General features: G+C 60.5%; 15 protein-coding genes. 8 read left to right on the top strand and 7 right to left on the bottom strand.

Going from position 1 to position 18,715, the window contains the following annotated elements; genetic code table 11:
• Positions 1-22 precede the first annotated feature (22 nt).
• On the bottom strand, positions 23-841 hold the full coding sequence (gene ppsR, locus V8689_RS21030; protein ID WP_003193298.1) for a posphoenolpyruvate synthetase regulatory kinase/phosphorylase PpsR: 819 nt from the start codon (positions 839-841) through the stop codon (positions 23-25).
• Between the two features lie 178 nt (positions 842-1,019).
• Between ppsR and ppsA the strand changes: the two genes are divergently transcribed.
• From ppsA to V8689_RS20990, 8 genes are all read left to right on the top strand, one after another.
• Complete coding sequence (gene ppsA / locus V8689_RS21025) at positions 1,020-3,395, top strand: phosphoenolpyruvate synthase (RefSeq protein WP_032895796.1); 2,376 nt, start codon at positions 1,020-1,022, stop codon at positions 3,393-3,395.
• Positions 3,396-3,501: 106 nt separating this feature from the next.
• Positions 3,502-4,491: an alpha/beta fold hydrolase gene (locus V8689_RS21020; protein ID WP_056786734.1), complete on the top strand. Its 990-nt coding sequence runs from the start codon at positions 3,502-3,504 to the stop codon at positions 4,489-4,491.
• 229 nt (positions 4,492-4,720) lie between these two features.
• Positions 4,721-5,212 (top strand): ribonuclease E activity regulator RraA, encoded by a 492-nt coding sequence (rraA, locus tag V8689_RS21015; protein WP_056786731.1) that lies wholly within the window; start codon positions 4,721-4,723, stop codon positions 5,210-5,212.
• Positions 5,213-5,237: 25 nt separating this feature from the next.
• Positions 5,238-6,233 carry a zinc transporter ZntB gene (locus tag V8689_RS21010; RefSeq protein ID WP_056786728.1) on the top strand — a complete coding sequence of 332 codons (996 nt, stop codon included), beginning with the start codon at positions 5,238-5,240 and terminating at the stop codon, positions 6,231-6,233.
• 86 nt (positions 6,234-6,319) lie between these two features.
• Positions 6,320-6,565, top strand: coding sequence for a hypothetical protein (locus V8689_RS21005; protein WP_014719486.1), 246 nt, complete (start codon positions 6,320-6,322; stop codon positions 6,563-6,565).
• Between the two features lie 2 nt (positions 6,566-6,567).
• Complete coding sequence (locus V8689_RS21000) at positions 6,568-7,392, top strand: mechanosensitive ion channel family protein (protein ID WP_003193288.1); 825 nt, start codon at positions 6,568-6,570, stop codon at positions 7,390-7,392.
• Between the two features lie 87 nt (positions 7,393-7,479).
• Positions 7,480-8,070, top strand: coding sequence for an RNA polymerase sigma factor SigX (sigX, locus tag V8689_RS20995; protein ID WP_003193286.1), 591 nt, complete (start codon positions 7,480-7,482; stop codon positions 8,068-8,070).
• Positions 8,071-8,177: 107 nt separating this feature from the next.
• Positions 8,178-9,158, top strand: coding sequence for an OmpA family protein (locus tag V8689_RS20990; protein ID WP_056786725.1), 981 nt, complete (start codon positions 8,178-8,180; stop codon positions 9,156-9,158).
• A gap of 60 nt (positions 9,159-9,218) precedes the next feature.
• Here V8689_RS20990 and cobA read toward each other — a convergent pair whose 3' ends face one another.
• The 6 genes from cobA to V8689_RS20960 all read right to left on the bottom strand — a co-directional run bounded on the left by cobA (position 9,219) and on the right by V8689_RS20960 (position 18,559).
• The gene (gene cobA / locus V8689_RS20985) at positions 9,219-9,962 is read right to left on the bottom strand and encodes a uroporphyrinogen-III C-methyltransferase (RefSeq protein ID WP_056786723.1); all 744 of its coding nucleotides are present in this window, start codon (positions 9,960-9,962) and stop codon (positions 9,219-9,221) included.
• Between the two features lie 10 nt (positions 9,963-9,972).
• Positions 9,973-12,681 (bottom strand): nitrate reductase, encoded by a 2,709-nt coding sequence (locus V8689_RS20980; protein WP_056786720.1) that lies wholly within the window; start codon positions 12,679-12,681, stop codon positions 9,973-9,975.
• The gene (gene nirD, locus V8689_RS20975; protein ID WP_003193279.1) at positions 12,681-12,998 is read right to left on the bottom strand and encodes a nitrite reductase small subunit NirD; all 318 of its coding nucleotides are present in this window, start codon (positions 12,996-12,998) and stop codon (positions 12,681-12,683) included. Before nirD ends, V8689_RS20980 begins: the two co-directional genes overlap by 1 nt.
• Positions 12,995-15,448 carry a nitrite reductase large subunit NirB gene (nirB, locus tag V8689_RS20970; protein ID WP_056786717.1) on the bottom strand — a complete coding sequence of 818 codons (2,454 nt, stop codon included), beginning with the start codon at positions 15,446-15,448 and terminating at the stop codon, positions 12,995-12,997. Before nirB ends, nirD begins: the two co-directional genes overlap by 4 nt.
• 232 nt (positions 15,449-15,680) lie before the next feature.
• Positions 15,681-17,348: a bifunctional protein-serine/threonine kinase/phosphatase gene (locus V8689_RS20965; RefSeq protein WP_056786713.1), complete on the bottom strand. Its 1,668-nt coding sequence runs from the start codon at positions 17,346-17,348 to the stop codon at positions 15,681-15,683.
• Complete coding sequence (locus V8689_RS20960) at positions 17,348-18,559, bottom strand: nitrate/nitrite transporter (protein WP_032903097.1); 1,212 nt, start codon at positions 18,557-18,559, stop codon at positions 17,348-17,350. Before V8689_RS20960 ends, V8689_RS20965 begins: the two co-directional genes overlap by 1 nt.
• Between the last annotated feature and the right edge of the window lie 156 nt (positions 18,560-18,715).

The raw sequence follows: 18,715 nt of genomic DNA, 5'->3' as shown, positions 1-18,715 counted from the left end.
GGGAACGATCAGGCGCCAGAGATCACTTGAAGCGCCGCTCAACCCCTTTCTCCACCAAAATCTTCGCCGAAATCTCTTCCACCGAAAAATGCGTGGAATTGATGTGCGCAATATTCTCGCGGCGGAACAGATTTTCTACTTCACGCACTTCAAATTCACACTGGGCATAGCTGGAATAGCGGCTGTTGGGCTTGCGTTCGTTGCGGATGGCGGTCAGCCGGTCCGGGTCGATGGTCAGGCCGAACAGCTTGTGTGAATGCGCGCGCAAGGCGGCGGGCAGGGTCAGGTGCTCCATGTCGTCTTCGGTCAGCGGATAGTTGGCCGCACGGATACCGAACTGCATGGCCATGTACAGGCAGGTCGGGGTCTTGCCGCAACGCGACACGCCCACCAAGATCAGGTCGGCCTTGTCGTAGTAGTGGGTGCGGGCGCCGTCGTCGTTGTCGAGGGCGAAGTTCACCGCCTCGATACGCTCCATATAGTTGGAGTTATGCCCGATGGAGTGAGACTTTCCGACGGAATAGGACGAGTGTTCACTCAACTCCTGTTCCAGCGGCGCCAGGAAGGTAGAGAAAATGTCGATCATGAAACCATTCGACGTTGCGAGAATCTCACGAATGTCTTGATTGACGATGGTGTCGAAAATGATCGGGCGAAAACCGTCTTTTTCAGCCGCCAGATTGATTTGTTGTACCATGGCCCGCGCTTTATCCACGCTGTCTATATAAGGCCGGGTGAATTTGGCGAAGGTAATGTTTTCGAACTGCGCGAGCAGGCTCTGACCCAATGTTTCGGCTGTGATGCCGGTGCCGTCGGAAATAAAGAAAGCAGATCGTTTCATTTGAGCCCTGGGCCTTAAGCTGATGGCGAATCTTGGATATGATAGGCGCGATTTTGCCGTCCCGCAGTGGGCCGCATTCTCACTTATTTTCCAGGTCCAGGCCACAAGCGCTGGCGTTAGCTCCTACTGAGCAACCCGCGTCCTGAGCTTTTCCAACACAGAAAGTGGAGAGATCACCTTGGTAGAGTACGTAGTTTCCCTCGATAAGCTCGGCGTCCATGATGTAGAGCATGTGGGGGGCAAGAACGCATCCCTCGGCGAGATGATCAGTAATCTTGCAGGCGCTGGTGTCTCGGTGCCCGGTGGTTTTGCCACCACGGCCCAGGCTTACCGCGACTTCCTCGAGCTGAGCGGCCTCAATGCCCAGATCCACGCCGCGCTGGACGCTCTGGACGTCGATGACGTCAACGCCCTGGCCAAGACCGGCGCCCAGATCCGCCAGTGGATCATGGAAGCCGAGTTCCCCGAGAAGCTCAACGAAGAAATTCGCACCGCCTTCGCCACCCTGTCGGCCGGCAACCCGGACATGGCCGTTGCCGTGCGCTCCTCGGCCACCGCCGAAGACTTGCCGGACGCCTCCTTTGCCGGCCAGCAGGAAACCTTCCTCAACATTCGCGGCGTCGAAAACGTGATCCGCGCCGCCAAGGAAGTGTTTGCCTCCCTCTTTAACGACCGTGCGATTTCCTACCGCGTACACCAGGGTTTCGACCACAAGCTGGTGGCCCTGTCTGCCGGCGTGCAGCGCATGGTGCGTTCGGAAACCGGCACGGCCGGGGTGATGTTCACCCTGGATACCGAATCCGGTTTCCGTGACGTGGTGTTTATCACCGGCGCCTACGGCCTGGGCGAAACCGTCGTACAAGGCGCGGTCAACCCAGACGAATTCTACGTACACAAGGGCACCCTCGAAGCGGGTCGCCCGGCCATCCTGCGCCGTAACCTGGGCAGCAAGGCCATCAAGATGATCTACGGCGACGAGGCCAAGGCCGGTCGTTCGGTCAAAACCGTTGACGTCGACAAGGCCGAGCGCGCGCGTTTCTGCCTCACCGACGCTGAAGTCAGCGAGTTGGCCAAACAAGCGATGATCATCGAAAAGCACTACAAGTGCCCGATGGACATCGAGTGGGCCAAGGACGGTGACGACGGCAAGCTCTACATCGTGCAGGCGCGCCCCGAAACCGTGAAGAGCCGCACTTCGGCCAACGTCATGGAGCGCTACCTGCTCAAGGAAACCGGCACCGTGCTGGTGGAAGGCCGTGCCATTGGCCAGCGCATCGGCGCAGGCAAGGTGCGGATCATCAAGGACGTGTCCGAGATGGACAAGGTCCAGCCGGGTGACGTACTGGTTTCCGACATGACCGACCCGGATTGGGAACCGGTGATGAAACGCGCCAGTGCCATTGTCACCAACCGTGGCGGGCGTACCTGCCACGCGGCGATCATCGCTCGTGAACTGGGGATTCCGGCAGTCGTGGGTTGCGGCAACGCCACCCAACTGCTCAAGGATGGCCAGGGCGTGACCGTGTCCTGCGCCGAAGGCGATACCGGCTTTATCTTCGAAGGTGAGCTGGGCTTCGATATCAAGCAAAACTCCATCGACGCCATGCCCGACCTGCCGTTCAAGATCATGATGAACGTCGGCAACCCGGACCGCGCCTTCGATTTCGCGCAGTTGCCGAATGCCGGTGTGGGCCTGGCCCGCCTGGAGTTCATCATCAACCGCATGATCGGTGTGCACCCCAAGGCACTGCTGAACTATGACGGCCTGCCACTGGACATCAAGGAAAGCGTCGACAAGCGCATCGCCGGCTACAACGACCCGGTAGGGTTCTACGTCGAGAAACTGGTCGAAGGCATCAGCACCCTGGCGGCGGCGTTCTACCCGAAAAAGGTCATCGTGCGTCTGTCGGACTTCAAGTCCAATGAATACGCGAATCTGATCGGCGGCAAGCTCTACGAGCCGGAAGAAGAAAACCCGATGCTGGGTTTCCGCGGCGCCTCGCGTTACATCAGCGAAGCCTTCCGTGACTGCTTCGAGCTCGAATGCCGTGCGCTCAAGCGCGTGCGCAACGAGATGGGCCTGACCAACGTCGAGATCATGGTGCCGTTCGTGCGCACCCTGGGCGAAGCGAGCCAAGTGGTGGACCTGCTGGCCGAAAACGGCCTGACCCGTGGCGAGAACGGCCTGCGCGTGATCATGATGTGCGAATTGCCGTCCAACGCCATCCTGGCTGAAGAGTTCCTGGAGTTCTTCGACGGTTTCTCCATCGGCTCCAACGACCTGACCCAGTTGACCCTGGGCCTGGACCGCGACTCGGGCATCATCGCCCACCTGTTCGACGAGCGTAACCCGGCGGTCAAGAAGCTGTTGGCCAACGCCATCCAGGCCTGTAACAAGGCTGGCAAGTACATCGGTATCTGCGGCCAAGGCCCTTCGGACCACCCTGACCTGGCCAAATGGCTGATGGAGCAGGGGATCGAGAGCGTTTCGTTGAACCCCGATTCCGTGCTGGAAACCTGGTTCTTCCTGGCTGAAGGCCAAGCGTCCGCCTAAGATCGCGTGGTCAAAAGTGCCGGTCACTCGTTGCGGGTGACCGGCATTCTTATCTGTACAGGGCGGGAATCCTTGCGGACGCCGCCCTTTTTTGTGCAAGAGCATTATGCAAAGCAGCAGCAATCTGTTTCCTGTCGCCCTGATCAGCGCTGAACGTCGCGGCGACCTGAGTGAAGACGTCTATCGGCTCAAACCCGGTAACAGCCCGGACGGCACCGTCGAGCTGGCGGTTACCCGTTTGGGCCTGGCCGATGTCCCGGAAAACCGGGGCACGCCGATTATTTTGTTGCATGGCAGTTTTTCCAACCGGCGCTTCTGGTATTCGCCCAAGGGCATCGGCCTGGGGGCTTACCTGGCGCGTCGCGGATTTGATGTGTGGATCCCGGAAATGCGCGGCCATGGTTTGTCCAAGCGCAATCACGACTACGCCAGAAACCGTGTCGCCGATTACGCGCGATACGATTTGCCGGCCGTGGGGGCGTTTGTGTCTGAGCAAAGCGGGCAGGTTCCGCACTGGATCGGGCATTCCCTCGGCGCTACCACATTGGCTGCGGCCTTGGGAGGGCAGCACTTGGATGCATCTGCGGTGGCATCGGTGGCGTTGTTCGGCTGCCAGGTCAGTCGCACACACTGGCCGTTGAAAATTCCACCGGTGGAGTGGGGCGGTCGCTTTATCCTCAAGCGCCTTGCCCATCTGTCGGGCCCGCGCTTCAAGCGTGGGCCCGAGGACGAACCGGCTGGCGTGATGATCGAGGCGATGCGTTGGAACGGCCTGTTCGGCCGGTTTGGCGATGCCGAGCATGACTGGTGGAAAGGCTTGGCCCAGGTCGATGTGCCGCTGTTGGCGGTGAGCGCCGCGGGCGACCGGCAAGACCCGGACTGGGCCTGCCGCAAGCTCTTCGAGCAAGTGGGCAGCGAGCATCGCCAGTACCTGTGCCTGGGGCGCCAACAAGGTTTCAGCGAGGATTTCGGCCATGTGCAGATGCTGGTCAGCAAAGCCGCCCAGGCCCAAGTGTGGCCTTTGGTCGAGCGTTGGTTGAACGACCCGCTGACACCCGTATTCGGCACGCAGCCCGAGGTGGCCGCAACGGTTTGACGAAACGCTCTGCCAGGGGCGTTTCACTCTTGAATGGTTGCGGCTAAGATATGACGCGCCAGGCGCTTCTGGTCATATTCAGTCGCGCAACGTGTATTGCGTTGCGCTGATCAGGGTTTGATCATGGCCGCCGCCAAGGCGCGGGCACTTAAAGAATGCCTGTCGCGGGGCGTTTTCTTGATGTACACCGTGGATGTTCGACCTCTTCTTTGATGACAGGAGTTTCTCGATGAACCATTACGTGACCCCCGACCTGTGTGACGCCTACCCGGAGCTGGTGCAGGTAGTGGAGCCGATGTTCAGCAACTTCGGTGGCCGAGACTCCTTTGGCGGCGAAATTGTCACCCTCAAATGCTTCGAGGATAACTCCCTGGTCAAGGCGCAGGCAGACCTGCCCGGCGCTGGCAAAGTGCTGGTGGTCGACGGTGGTGGTTCCCTGCGCTGCGCGTTGCTCGGCGACATGATTGCCGAGAAAGCCGCGAAAAATGGTTGGGAAGGGCTGGTGATCTACGGGTGCATCCGTGATGTCGACGTCATCGCCCAGACCGACCTGGGCGTGCAGGCCCTGGCCTCGCACCCGAAAAAAACCGACAAGCGCGGCCTTGGCGACCTGAACGTGGCGGTGACATTCGGGGGCGTGACGTTCCGCCCCGGTGAGTACATTTATGCCGACAACAATGGGGTGATCGTGTCGCCCACCCCACTGAAAATGCCTGAATAAACTGCCGTAACTGATCGGGGTGAGGATGTTCGAAGAAGAAAACGCGCAATGGGGGCTGGTGCATGCCCTGGTGCTGGACGGTAAAGGCGGCGCGCGTTCGATTGCCCGGACTGACCTCGACGATTTGCAGTTGCAGCCCCAGGAAAGCCTGTGGCTGCACTGGGATCGCAGCCATCCTCAAACCCAGACCTGGCTGCGTAAATCCAGCGGCCTGAGCGAGTTTGCCTGTGACCTGCTGCTGGAGGAGAACACTCGCCCACGCCTGTTGCCGCTGCCGGACGCCGAATTGCTGTTGTTTCTGCGCGGGATCAATCTCAACCCAGGCGCCGAGCCCGAAGACATGGTGTCGGTGCGCATCTTCGCCGCCGCCAACCGAGTGATCTCCCTGCGTTTGCGCCCCTTGCGCGCCACCGATGAGTTGCTGGTGCAGTTGGCAGATGGCAAAGGCCCCAAGACGGCGTCTGAACTCATCCTTTATATGGCTCAATATCTGACCAATAAAGTGCAGGATCTGGTTACTGGCTTGTCTGAAATCGTCGATTCCGAGGAAGAAAACCTCGATGCCGACGAACGGTATACTCCGGAGCACGGCAGCGTTCTGCAGATCCGTCGAAGGGCTGCAGGGCTCAAGCGTTTCCTGGCCCCCCAGCGGGATATTTTTGCCCAACTGACGCGAATAAAATTGGCATGGTTCTGCGACGACGATGCTGACTATTGGAATGAATTGCACAACAGCCTGACCCGTTACCTGGAAGAGCTGGAATTGGCCAGAGAGCGCGTGGGGCTTGTGCTTGAGGCCGAAGACCGGCGCTTGAGCCTGCGCATGAACCGCACCATGTACCGCTTTGGGATCATCACCGGGATCTTCTTGCCGATGAGTTTTCTCACCGGCCTGCTCGGTATAAATGTGGGGGGCATTCCGTTCTCTACCAGCCCTTATGGATTCCTGATCGCGTGCCTGTTGATGGTGTCTGTGGCACTGGGGCAATGGTGGTTATTTCGACGATTGCGCTGGGTTTGACCTGAATATGACCTGAACGTAAGAAAGGGCCGATGTGACCCGATGAATTTTACCCTCGTCTTTTAAATCACTTGCGAGAGGTCTCTATGCACGATCCGTTCGAACAGTCTTTGCGTGACATGCTCAATGCTTCGCCATCCAACCGTGATGACGATGCTTGCCTGGGCCGCGTACTGAAAACCGCCAACCGTCAGGTAGGGGCGGGTGACCTGTTCGGTCTGCTCGGGCGTTGGTTGCCGGCGTTGATGATGGCCCTGAACAACGGTTCGGCCCATGTGTCACCGGTTTCCCGTCGTAAACCTCTTGCTAGCACTGCTGATAAGGCTGATTGAATATGGAACTTGATCTCTGGACCCAGAGCCTGGTCACCGCGATGACCGCATTGTGGACCAAGGTGGCGAATTTCATTCCCAACCTGTTTGGTGCCCTGGTCCTGGTATTGCTGGGTTTTGTCGTCGCCAAGCTGCTCGATACCCTGCTGTCCAAATTGCTCGCCAAACTGGGCCTCGATCGCCTGATGGCCGGCACTGGCCTGACCAAATTGCTCGGCCGCGCGGGGTTGCAAGTACCGATTTCGACCCTGATCGGCAAGATCGTCTATTGGTTCGTTCTACTTATTTTTCTGGTTTCTGCGGCGCAGTCCCTTGGACTTGAGCGAGTTTCAGCTACGCTCGACATGCTGGCACTGTATTTGCCGAAAGTGTTCGGCGGCGCGCTGGTGCTGCTGGTGGGGGTTTTGCTCGCGCAACTGGCCAACGGGCTGGTGCGCGGGGCCGCCGAAGGCGTGGGCTTGGACTACGCGGCGGGCCTGGGGCGAATCGCCCAGGGGCTGGTGATCATCATCAGTATTTCTGTCGCGATCAGCCAGTTGGAGGTCAAAACTGACCTGCTCAACCACGTGATTGTGATTGTTTTGATTACCGTTGGTCTGGCAGTTGCGCTGGCCATGGGGTTGGGAAGCCGGGAAATTGCCGGTCAGATTCTTGCGGGAATCTATGTGCGTGAGCTGTATCAAGTTGGGCAACAGGTGCGTGTGGGCGAGGTCGAAGGGCAAATCGAGGAGATCGGCACAGTCAAGACAACCGTGCTGACCGATGACGGCGAACTGGTGTCGCTGTCTAACCGGATTCTCCTGGAGCAGCAGGTCAGTAGCCGCTAATCCGGCAAATCCTGCTAATGTACGCCGCCGCAAACCCGGGTCACCGGGTTGCAGCGGACATTGACCTGACTGTCGGCACGACTTGTTTTGAATAAAGCCCAAACGCTGTCCACGCGCTATGACCCCCGTGAGCTCTCTGATGAGGAGTTGGTCGCGCGCTCGCACACGGAGCTGTTTCACGTAACACGCGCGTACGAAGAATTGATGCGCAGGTATCAACGCACTCTGTTCAACGTTTGTTCAAGGTATTTGGGGAACGATAGAGACGCGGATGATGTCTGTCAGGAAGTGATGCTCAAGGTGCTATACGGCCTGAAGAATTTCGAGGGCAAATCGAAGTTCAAGACCTGGCTGTACAGCATCACGTATAACGAGTGCATCACGCAGTATCGCAAGGAACGGCGAAAGCGTCGTTTGATGGACGCTTTGAGTCTGGACCCCCTTGAGGAGGCGTCTGAAGAGAAGGCGCCGGCACCCGAGGAGAAGGGCGGACTTGATCGCTGGTTGGTGCATGTGAACCCGATTGACCGCGAAATTCTGGTGCTTCGATTCGTCGCAGAGCTGGAATTTCAGGAAATCGCTGACATTATGCATATGGGTTTGAGTGCTACAAAAATGCGGTACAAACGTGCTCTTGATAAATTACGTGAGAAATTTGCGGGCGAGACTGAAACTTAGTGCGTAGCAAATATCTCTTACGTGTAGGCAAGTTCTGTTAGACTTGTCGCCGAGTTGTCCCCCGGTTTGTGGGACTGCTTTACAATCACCAGATGGGGATTTAACGGATGAAACTGAAAAACACCTTGGGCTTGGCCATTGGTTCTCTTATTGCCGCTACTTCTTTCGGCGTTCTGGCACAAGGCCAAGGCGCAGTTGAAGGCGAGCTGTTCTACAAGAAGCAGTACAACGATAGCGTTAAGCACATCGAAGACGGCTTCAACCCAGGCGCTCGCATTGGTTACTTCCTGACCGACGATCTGTCGTTGAATCTGTCGTACGACAAGACCAACCACACCCGTTCGAACGACGGCACTGGCAGCCAGAAGATCAAGGGTGACACTGGCAGCCTCGTTGCTCAGTACCACTTCGGTCAGGCTGGCGTTGATAGCCTGCGTCCATACGTTGAAGGCGGTTTCGGCCACCAGAGCCGTGGCAACGTGCGCGCTGACGGCCACACCGGTCGCGATCAGACCACTTTCGCTACCATCGGTACCGGCGTGAAGTACTACTTCACCAACAACCTGTACGCTCGTGCTGGTGTTGAAGCTGACTACGGTCTGGACAACGGCAAGTGGGACTACTCCGCACTGGTTGGCCTGGGCGTGAACTTCGGCGGTAACGCTGGCGCAGCTGCTCCAGCTCCTACCCCAGCACCAGCTCCAGAGCCAGTTCCAGAGCCAGAAGCTCCGGTTGCTCAGGTTGTTCGTGTTGAGCTGGACGTTAAGTTCGACTTCGACAAGGCCGTTGTTAAGCCTAACAGCTACGGCGACGTTAAAAACCTGGCCGACTTCATGGCTCAGTACCCAGCTACCAACGTAGAAGTTGCTGGTCACACTGACTCCGTAGGTCCAGACGCTTACAACCAGAAGCTGTCCCAGCGTCGTGCTGACGCTGTTAAGCAAGTCCTGGTTAAAGACGGCGTTGCTCCTAGCCGTGTAACTGCTGTTGGTTACGGCGAATCCCGCCCAGTTGCTGACAACGCAACTGAAGCTGGTCGCGCTGTTAACCGTCGCGTAGAAGCGTCGGTTGAAGCTACCGCTCAGTAATTACTGAGTAGTAAAGAAAAGCCCGGCTCAGGCCGGGCTTTTTTTCGTCTGCGATTTGACTCAGGCGCTTGCCGCAGCGGCGATGCCAGCCATCTGTGCGGCGCCGGCAACCTGGCCAATCACCAGGATGGCCGGGCTCTTCAGTGCAAAGTCTTTTGCAGCTTCATGCATGGCCGCAAGCGAGCTGCGACATTCCCGTTGTTGGGGCAACGAAGCGTTTTCGATCATTGCCACCGGCATATCCGCAGCCATGCCGCCGTTGAGTAACTCCTCGCGGATTTCTTCAAGCTTGGCCACGCCCATATACACCACCAGCGTGGTGCCACCCTCCGCCAGCGCACGCCAGTTCAAGCTACTGTCATCCTGGGTATGCGCCGTGACCAAGGTCACTCCACGGCTCACTCCGCGCAAGGTCAAAGGGATGTCACACTGGGTCGCCCCGGCCAGCCCTGAGGTGATGCCATTGACCAATTCCACCTCGACTCCACGCTCGCGCAGCCAGGTTGCCTCTTCGCCACCGCGGCCAAAAATACACGGGTCACCGCCTTTAAGGCGTACCACGCACTTGCCCTGGCGTGCATAACGCAACATCAGGCGGTGAATAAAATCCTGCGGGGTAGAGCGGCAGCCGCCGCGCTTGCCGACGGTAATCACCCGGGCGCTGGCGCAATGTTCCAGTACTGCCGGGTTGACCAGATCATCAATCAACACGACGTCCGCTGCCAGCAGAGCCCGGACCGCCTTGAGCGTCAGCAACTCCGGGTCACCAGGCCCTGCGCCTACCAGCCATACTTTTGCGCTCATGTTGTTCCCCTTACACACTGATGGCGATTGGCTGCGGATTGCTGGCCAAAAGACGTTTGATTTCCGGCACGCAGGAGCCGCATTGGGTGCCGCAGCCCAGGGCCTGTTTGAGGCCATCCAGGTCCAGACCGCTGCCGATACCGGCACACACGGCGCTTTCGCTGACGTTCTTGCAGTTGCACACAATCTTATTGCTGGCCGTGGTACCGCCCGGTGGCGCGCTCAAGGGCGCCAGTAACCAGCGCCGCAGTTGCTCGTCGGCGCGGCCTTCCAGCCACAGGCTTTGCAGCCAGTGACGGGCCAGGGTTTCGCCGGCCAGGCGCAGGGCGGTAATGCGGCCTTTCTCGATTTTCACGCGCTTGCCAATTGAGCGGCGCGGGTCGTCATAGGCCATTACCGGGCCGTCGTTGAGGCCCAGCAGGTGGTCGATGCGGGTCAAGAGTTGCAGGTTGGGCGCCTCGGTATGCGCGGCGCGCACCAGCAGCGCGGGGCGTTCACGGCCGGCCAGGCTCAGGCTGACGTAGGCAAAGGTTTCACACAGTGGGCGCAAGGCTTCGAAGTGCTGCTGCACATCGCCTTCGATCAGCGCAAACAGCTGCCATGGCAGTTGCACCGCTTCCAGGCGCACGCCGCTGTGCTTGAGCTCCGGCTGCTTGGACAACGGGTCGAACGCCGGTTGCGTGAGGGTATTGACGCCGCCCTTGAGAAAACGGTCGCCCCAGTGCATGGGCAGGAACGCTTGGCCGGGGCGCACATTGTTATCGCTGCCGACGGCGACGATCACGCTGCCGCGACGGCTTTTCAGGCTGACCAGGTCACCCTCTTTGAAGCGGTGACGGCGCAGCTCGTCCGGGTGCAGGCTCAACAGCGCCTCACTGACGTGCCCGAACAACTGCGCTGCCGTGCCGGTGCGGCTCATGCCGTGCCATTGGTCACGCAAGCGGCCGGTGATCAGGGTCAACGGGAATCGCGCATCGCGTTGTTCTTTGGCGGCGCGATAAGGCTCGGCGACAAACCGCGCCCGGCCAGTGTCAGTGGGGAAAATACCGTCGGTGTACAAGCGCGACGTACCCGCCTGCGCACCCTCGGGAAACGGCCACTGCTGCGGGCCGAGCCGGTCGAGCAGGGCATGGCTGATGCCGGACATATCCAGGTCACGGCCTTGAGTCAGTGGCTTGAATTCATCAAACAGCTGCGCCGCTTGTTCAAAGGCGAACAGGCTCGGCAACCCTGGGCGCAGACGACGCTCCAGGCGCTGGGCGAAATCCACCGTGATCGCCCAGTCCGCGCGTGCTTCACCCGGTGGGTTGATGGCGCGGCGCACGTGGGAAATACGCCGCTCGGAGTTGGTCACCGTGCCGTCTTTTTCACCCCAACTGGCGGCGGGCAGTAGCAGGTCGGCATAGGCGGCGGTTTCGGTGGTGCGAAACGCTTCCTGCAACACCACGAACGGGCACGCGGCCAAGGCGGCGCGCACCGCGTTCTGGTCGGGCAGGGATTGGGCTGGGTTGGTACAGGCGATCCACAGCGCCTTGATCTTGCCAGCCTGCACCTGTTCAAACAGTTCGATGGCGGTAAGGCCGGTGGTCGCTGGCAGTTGCTCCACGCCCCAATAGGCCGCCACTTCAGCGCGGTGTTCAGGGTTGGCCGCGTCGCGGTGGCCTGGCAGCAAATTGGACAGGCTGCCGGTTTCGCGCCCGCCCATGGCGTTCGGTTGGCCGGTCAGGGAAAACGGCCCGCAGCCCGGGCGACCAATGGTCCCCGTGGCTAAATGCAGGTTGATCAACGCACTGTTTTTGGCGCTGCCGGCGGTGGATTGGTTAAGCCCCATGCACCACAGCGACAAAAAGCTGCTGGAGGTGCCGACCCATTGCGCACACAGGCGCAACTGTTCGACGCTGATGCCGCACAGCTGCGTGACCATCTGCGGCGTGTAGTCATGCACCAGGCGCTTGAGTTCGGCCAAGCCGTCGGTGTGGGCCTGGATAAACGCGCGGTCGACCCAGTCTTCCCACAGCAACAGATGCAAAATCCCGTGGAACAATGCCACATCCGTGCCCGGCAAGATCGCCAGATGCAGGTCGGCCAAGTCGCAGGTGTCGGTACGCCGAGGGTCAATCACCAGCACTTTCATCTGCGGGCGCTGCGCCTTGGCTTGCTCCAGGCGTCGGAACAATACCGGGTGGGCGTAGGCCATATTGCTGCCGACGATCATCACGCAGTCGCTGTTTTCCAGGTCTTCATAACTGCACGGCGGTGCATCGGCGCCCAGGCTGCGCTTGTAGCCGACCACCGCCGAAGACATGCATAGCCTAGAGTTGCTGTCGATATTGTTGGTGCCCACTAACGCCCGCGCCAACTTGTTGAAGCTGTAGTAGTCCTCGGTCAGCAGTTGCCCGGAGATATAGAACGCCACACTGTCGGGCCCGTGTTCGGCAATGGTATCGGCGAACACGTTGGCCGCATGCTCCAGGGCGGTGTCCCAGTCGGTGCGGGTGCGTGCCAGTGCTTTGCCCAAGCGCAATTGCGGGTAAAGCGCACGGGCGCTCAAGTCGCCGGTCAAGTGCAGGCTGGCACCTTTGCTGCACAACTTGCCGAAGTTGGCCGGATGGCTGGGGTCGCCTTGCACCCCCAGGATCTGTTCGCCGTCATGCTCGATCAGCACGCCGCAGCCCACCCCGCAATAACAACAGGTGGACGCGGTGATCTGGCGGTTCATCAACCCGCGTCCCGCAGGGCCAGCATCACCCGGCCGTTTTCGACCCGGGCCTGATGATGGTGGGCACAGCCGATATCCGGGGCCTGGGCTTGGCCGGACTCAAGGTCGATCTGCCAATTGTGCAAGGGGCAGGCCACCCGCTTGCCATAGATCAAGCCTTGGGACAGCGGCCCGCCCTTGTGCGGGCAGCGGTCGTCGAGGGCAAAGACTTCGTCGTCACTGGTGCGAAAAATCGCGATGTCACCTTTCGGCCCGCTGATTATGCGCGAGCCCAAGGCATTGATTTCATCGAGGGCGCAGATATCCAGCCAGTTCATAGCGAGACCTCCAGGTGTTTGACAGGGATCACGTCGAATTCCTTTTTCAGCAGCGGCTGTTCCAGGCGTTCCTTCCACGGGTCCTGCTCGAATGACAACGAGAACTGCAAACGCTCATTGAGGGCCTGGCGGCGCTCCGGGTCTTCCAGCACGGCCTTCTTGATATGTTCCATGCCCACTCGCTGCAGGTAGTGCACGGTGCGCTCCAGGTAGAAGGCTTCTTCGCGGTACAACTGCAGGAACGCGCCGTTGTATTCGCGCACTTCCTCGGCGGTTTTTAACTTGACGAAGAACTCCGCCACTTCCGTCTTGATCCCGCCGTTGCCGCCGATGTACATCTCCCAGCCCGAGTCGACGCCGATAATGCCTACGTCCTTGATGCCCGCTTCCGAGCAGTTGCGTGGGCAACCGGACACCGCCAACTTGACCTTGTGGGGCGACCACATATTGAACAGGTCATGCTCCAACTCGATGCCCAGTTGCGTCGAGTTTTGCGTACCAAACCGGCAGAACTCGCTGCCCACACAGGTTTTGACGGTGCGGATGGACTTGCCGTAGGCATGCCCGGACGGCATATCCAGGTCCTTCCACACCCCTGGCAAGTCCTGCTTCTTGATACCGAGCAAGTCGATGCGCTGGCCGCCGGTGACCTTGACCATCGGCACGTTGTACTTGTCGGCCACGTCGGCGATGCGGCGCAGCTCCGAAGGGTTGGTAATGCCGCCCCACATCCGTGGTACCACGGAGTAGGTGCCGTCCTTTTGAATATTGGCGTGGGCCCGTTCGTTGATCAGCCGCGATTGCGGGTCGTCCTTGGCTTCGCCGGGCCAGGTGGAGATCAGGTAATAGTTGAGCGCCGGGCGGCAGGTAGCGCAGCCATTGGGGGTACGCCAGTTCAGGTAACGCATAGTGCTGTCGATGGTCAGCAGGTGCTGCTCGCGAATGGCCTGGCGGATCTGCCCGTGGTTGAGGTCGCTGCAGCCGCAGATGGCTTTTTCACTTTTGGGTTTGACGTCGGCGGCGCCGCCCACGGTGTTGATCAGGATCTGTTCGACCAACCCGGCACAGGAACCGCAGGAACTGGCGGCCTTGGTGTGTTTTTTCACCTCATCGACACTGAACAACCCTTGTTCCTGGATCGCCTTGACGATGGTGCCCTTGCACACGCCATTGCAGCCGCAGACTTCGGCGCTGTCGGCCATGCTCATGGCTTTGTCCTGGCCTTGGTGGCCGACATCGCCGAGTGCATTTTCACCGAACATCAGGTGATCGCGGATTTCACCGATGGCGTGGTTCTCACGGATCTGGCGGAAATACCAGCCGCCATCGGCGGTATCGCCGTACAGGCAGGCGCCGACCAGGATGTCGTCCTTGATCACCAGCTTTTTGTACACGCCGCCAATCGGGTCGGAGAGGGTGATGGTCTCGGTGCCTTCGCCGCCCATGAAGTCGCCGGCGGAGAACAGGTCGATGCCGGTGACTTTCAGTTTGGTCGAGGTCACCGAGCCTTTGTACGTGGCAAAACCCAATTGGGCCAGGTGGTTGGCGCAGACCTTGGCCTGTTCGAACAAGGGCGCCACAAGGCCATAGGCGATGCCGCGATGGCTGGCGCATTCACCGATGGCATAGATGCGCGGGTCGTAGGTTTGCATCGTGTCGTTGACCAGGATCCCACGGTTGCAGGGGATGCCCGACTTTTCCGCGAGTTCGGTGTTGGGGCGGATGCCGGCAGCCATCACCACCAGGTCGGCGGGGATGATGTCGCCATTTTTGAACTGCACCGAGCCGACGCGGCCATTGCCGGTATCGTGCAGGGCCTGGGTTTGCTCGCACAGGCGAAACACCAGGCCGCGGCTTTCCAGTTCGGTTTGCAGTAGCTGGCCGCTGGTCTTGTCCAGTTGCCGCTCCAGCAGCCATTCACCGATGTGCACCACCGTCACGTGCATGCCGCGCAGCATCAGGCCGTTGGCCGCTTCCAGGCCGAGCAGGCCGCCGCCGATCACCACTGCATGCTTGTGAGTCTTGGCGGTGTCGATCATCGCCTGGGTGTCGGCGATGTCGCGGTAGCCAATCACGCCCTGCAGGGTATTGCCGGGAATCGGCAGGATAAACGGTGTGGAACCGGTGGCGATTAGCAGGCGGTCATACTCGGCCTCGGTGCCGTCTTCGGCGATGACTTTGCGCTTGACCCGGTCGATCTGCACCACCTTGCGGTTGAGCAGCAGCTTGACGTTGTTGTCCAGGTACCAATCCAGGTCGTTGAGCACGATCTCTTCGAAGGTTTGCTCACCGGCCAGTACCGGCGACAGCAGGATGCGGTTGTAGTTGGTGTGAGGCTCGGCGCCGAACACGGTGATGTCGTACAGCTCGTTGCTCAGCTTGAGCAGTTCTTCCAGGGTGCGAACCCCGGCCATGCCGTTGCCGATCATCACCAGTTTGAGTTTTTTCATGTCGTTCTCCGCAATGGCTCGACAAATCGTGCGCAAACAAAAAAGGCGTCCCCGCTAGTCAGCTAGCGAGGACGCCTTTGTCCTGGTCCCGTTCTCTCGGGAAGCTCGGCCCTTCGTCGTTGAAGGAGCGGCTATATGTGGGGTGTTGGAAAGCTAATGCAGCAGCTGTGCCAAGTCACTATAGCCTCAGTTTTACTGGGCGTTTATAGGAAGAACCGGCGGATTCTGCCCGTTAGTGGTGCAGCAGCCAGTACAGCAGCACCAGATTGAGCAGCAGCGAAGCCACCGCCAGGGTTTGCCAGACCTTCAAGGGTTCGCGTTCGAGCAAAGGCCGTGGGCGTAGGCTCAATTCGCGGCGGTCGGCCTGCTCCAGCACCAACAGCCATTCTTCGGCGGTTTCATAACGTTGGGCCGGGGCAGCGGTCACCGCTCGTTCCAGGCTGTGTGGTAACCACTCTGGCAAGTCGGGGCGATAACGGCTGGCGCTGACGGGCTGGTTAAACCTGGGCCGTTGGAAGGCCTCGATTTCACCGTAGGGGTAATGCCCGGTCAGCAGGTAATACAAGGTCACGCCGACGCTATACAAATCCTGTTGCGCCGTAGGCTGCTCGCCAGCGAACGCCTCGGGCGCGATGAAGCTTGGGGTGCCGGGCAGCAGGTGGGCACGGTCCTCTGAGAGCCCGGGGCAATAGGCCAGGCCAAAGTCCAGCACCCGCAGTTCGCCATCTTCTCCCAGCAGCAGGTTTTCCGGCTTGATGTCGCGGTGCAGGATCTGCCGGCGATGCAACAGGCCCACGGCGCGCAGCAAGCGTTCGGCAATCGACTGCCATTGCGCCAACGGCAGCGGGCCCTGTTGTTGGAACAGTTGGGCCAGGGTTTGCCCGGCGTATTCGCGCATCACGTAGTACAAATGTTGACGACCGCTGGCGGCATGCACCTCGGGAAAGGCGCGGCCGGCCACCCGGCGCAGAAACCATTCCTCCGATAACAAGGCCTGGGCCGCATCGGCATCCTCGCAACGCAACGGCAAGGTCTTGAGCAGCCAGGGTTGCCCCTGGGCGTCGTGCACGCGGTAGAGCAACGACTGGCGACTCTGCGCCAGCACGCTTTGCACCTGCCAGCCTTCAAAGGTTTGCCCGACTTTCAGCGGTGGCGGCAGTGGCCATTGTTGCAACTGCACCAGGGCGTCGCCGAGGGTGGCGGCGCCGAGTTGATCGATGCGCACCAGCAAGGCGCTGGCGTTGTCTTGGCTACCCACCAGGTGGGCCGCGTTGACCAGGGTGTTGACGGCCAGGTCGAGGTCGTTTTGCTCGCGCAGGATCGCGCCGATGTTGTGATCGCCCAGCGTGGCCCATACCCCGTCGCTGAGCAGCAGGAAACACTCGCCCTCGCGCAATGGACCATCGAGGAAGTCCAGCACCAGGTGCTGATCCAGGCCGAGGGCGCGCTTGAGCACATGTTGCATGCCCGGCTGTTCCCACACATGGTCTTCGCTGATGCGCTGCAACTCGCCGTCAAGCCATCGGTACGCCCGGCAATCACCGACATGGGCCAGGGTAAAACGTTGGCCGCGAAACACCAGGGCGCTGAGGGTGGTGAGCAACGGTTGCCCACCGCCGTTGGCTTGCAACCAGCGATTCTGCGCCAGTAACAGACGTTCCAGCGCCTGGGCCACGCTCCAGGTTTGTGGCGTGGCGTAGTAGTCCAGGGCCAGGGCCTGCAAGGTCGAGCGTGCGGCCAGGCCACCGTCGGCGCATTGGCTCACACCATCGGCCAGTGCGCACAGGTAGCCTTTGCTCGCGGCCAGTTCCGCCATGGGCGTGACCACCCGCAGCGCATCCTGGTTTTCGCTGCGTGGGCCGATGGCGCTGGCCTGGGCGACGCTCAGTTGTAAGCTCATCAGACGCGGGCGGCGGTCACGGCGGCCGAACCCCAGGTGGTTCTCCAGCGCCGTTTCACCCCATGCAGGCCGAACCAGGCCAGCACACCGAGGCTGGCGAACAACCACAGGGCCAGTTGATAGCTGCCGGTGCTCTGCTTGATGGCGCCCATGCCCGCCGCGAGGGCGAAGCCGCCGATGCCACCGGCCATGCCGATCAGGCCGGTCATGACGCCGATCTCACTGCGAAAACGCTGCGGCACCAGTTGGAATACCGCGCCATTGCCGGCGCCCAGGCCGAGCATGGTGCAGACGAAAAGCGCCAGCGCCGCGTAGGAACTGGGCAGGTTGAACCCCACTGCCGCAATGCAGATCACCGCCACGCTGTACATGCCGAGCAAGGTTTTGATCCCGCCGAACCGGTCTGCCAGGGCGCCGCCCAATGGGCGCATCAGGCTGCCGCCGAACACACAGGCGGCGGTGTAGTAGCCGGCGGTCACCGGGCTCAGGCCGTACTGGTCGTTGAAGTAGCCGGGCAGGGCGCTGGCCAGGCCGATAAACCCGCCGAAGGTCACGCTGTAGAAGAACATGAACCACCAGCTGTCGCGGTCGCCCAGGGCCTTGAAGTAGTCGGCCATGGATTTGGCTTTCGGCCGTTCAGGCGCATTGCGCGCCAGCCAGGCGAACACGATCAGGGTCAGCACCAGTGGGATCAGCGCAAAGCCGAACACGTTACTCCAACCAAACGCGGCCGCCAGCACGGGCGCCAACAGCGCGGCAAACACGGTGCCGGAGTTACCGGCGCCGGCGATGCCCATGGCCTTGCCCTGATGCTCCGCCGGGTACCACTGGGACGCCAAAGGCAGGGCGACCGCGAAGGACGCACCGGCCATGCCCAGAAACATGCCCAGCAGCAACGCTTGTTCGTAGCTGTGGATCCCCAGTTTCCAGGCGCAGAACAGCGCCACGATCACAATCACCTGGCCAATCAGCCCGGCGGTCTTGGGCGACAGCTTGTCGGCCAGCATCCCCATCAAGAAGCGCAGTACCGCGCCCGCCAGGATCGGCGTGGCCACCACCAGGCCGCGCTGTTGGGTGGTCAGGTGCAAGTCAGCGGCAATCTGCACCGCCAGGGGGCCCAACAGGTACCAGACCATGAAGCTCAGGTCGAAATACAGGAACGCGGCAAACAGGGTCGGGGTGTGCCCGGATTTCCAGAAGCTTGATTTCATCACGCACCTCAACGGTTGGGGTCTAGAAACGAAAAAACGCCGCCACCGGGTTCGCGAGGGCAAACCGGGTGGGCGACGTCTTTGTCGTGGAGGGGGCAACCGCCGTTGGCTACCTGTGGTGAATGCTTAGCAAGTCCTGCGCCAACCCGAATTATT

Source organism: Pseudomonas sp. AK181 (assembly GCF_051122975.1).
GTDB classification, from domain to species: domain Bacteria; phylum Pseudomonadota; class Gammaproteobacteria; order Pseudomonadales; family Pseudomonadaceae; genus Aquipseudomonas; species Aquipseudomonas lactis.
The sequence above is the reverse complement of the archived record's forward strand: the minus strand, read 5'-3'. Positions and strand labels throughout refer to the sequence as shown.

Excerpts from the sequence above, each read along its gene's own strand:
- ppsR (WP_003193298.1), bottom strand. The coding sequence starts at position 841 with ATGAAACGATCTGCTTTCTTTATTTCCGACGGCACCGGCATCACAGCC.
- V8689_RS21020 (WP_056786734.1), top strand. The coding sequence starts at position 3,502 with ATGCAAAGCAGCAGCAATCTGTTTCCTGTCGCCCTGATCAGCGCTGAA.
- rraA (WP_056786731.1), top strand. The coding sequence starts at position 4,721 with ATGAACCATTACGTGACCCCCGACCTGTGTGACGCCTACCCGGAGCTG.
- V8689_RS21010 (WP_056786728.1), top strand. The coding sequence starts at position 5,238 with ATGTTCGAAGAAGAAAACGCGCAATGGGGGCTGGTGCATGCCCTGGTG.
- V8689_RS21005 (WP_014719486.1), top strand. The coding sequence starts at position 6,320 with ATGCACGATCCGTTCGAACAGTCTTTGCGTGACATGCTCAATGCTTCG.
- V8689_RS21000 (WP_003193288.1), top strand. The coding sequence starts at position 6,568 with ATGGAACTTGATCTCTGGACCCAGAGCCTGGTCACCGCGATGACCGCA.
- V8689_RS20990 (WP_056786725.1), top strand. The coding sequence starts at position 8,178 with ATGAAACTGAAAAACACCTTGGGCTTGGCCATTGGTTCTCTTATTGCC.
- cobA (WP_056786723.1), bottom strand. The coding sequence starts at position 9,962 with ATGAGCGCAAAAGTATGGCTGGTAGGCGCAGGGCCTGGTGACCCGGAG.
- V8689_RS20980 (WP_056786720.1), bottom strand. The coding sequence starts at position 12,681 with ATGAACCGCCAGATCACCGCGTCCACCTGTTGTTATTGCGGGGTGGGC.
- nirD (WP_003193279.1), bottom strand. The coding sequence starts at position 12,998 with ATGAACTGGCTGGATATCTGCGCCCTCGATGAAATCAATGCCTTGGGC.
- nirB (WP_056786717.1), bottom strand. The coding sequence starts at position 15,448 with ATGAAAAAACTCAAACTGGTGATGATCGGCAACGGCATGGCCGGGGTT.
- V8689_RS20965 (WP_056786713.1), bottom strand. The coding sequence starts at position 17,348 with ATGAGCTTACAACTGAGCGTCGCCCAGGCCAGCGCCATCGGCCCACGC.
- V8689_RS20960 (WP_032903097.1), bottom strand. The coding sequence starts at position 18,559 with ATGAAATCAAGCTTCTGGAAATCCGGGCACACCCCGACCCTGTTTGCC.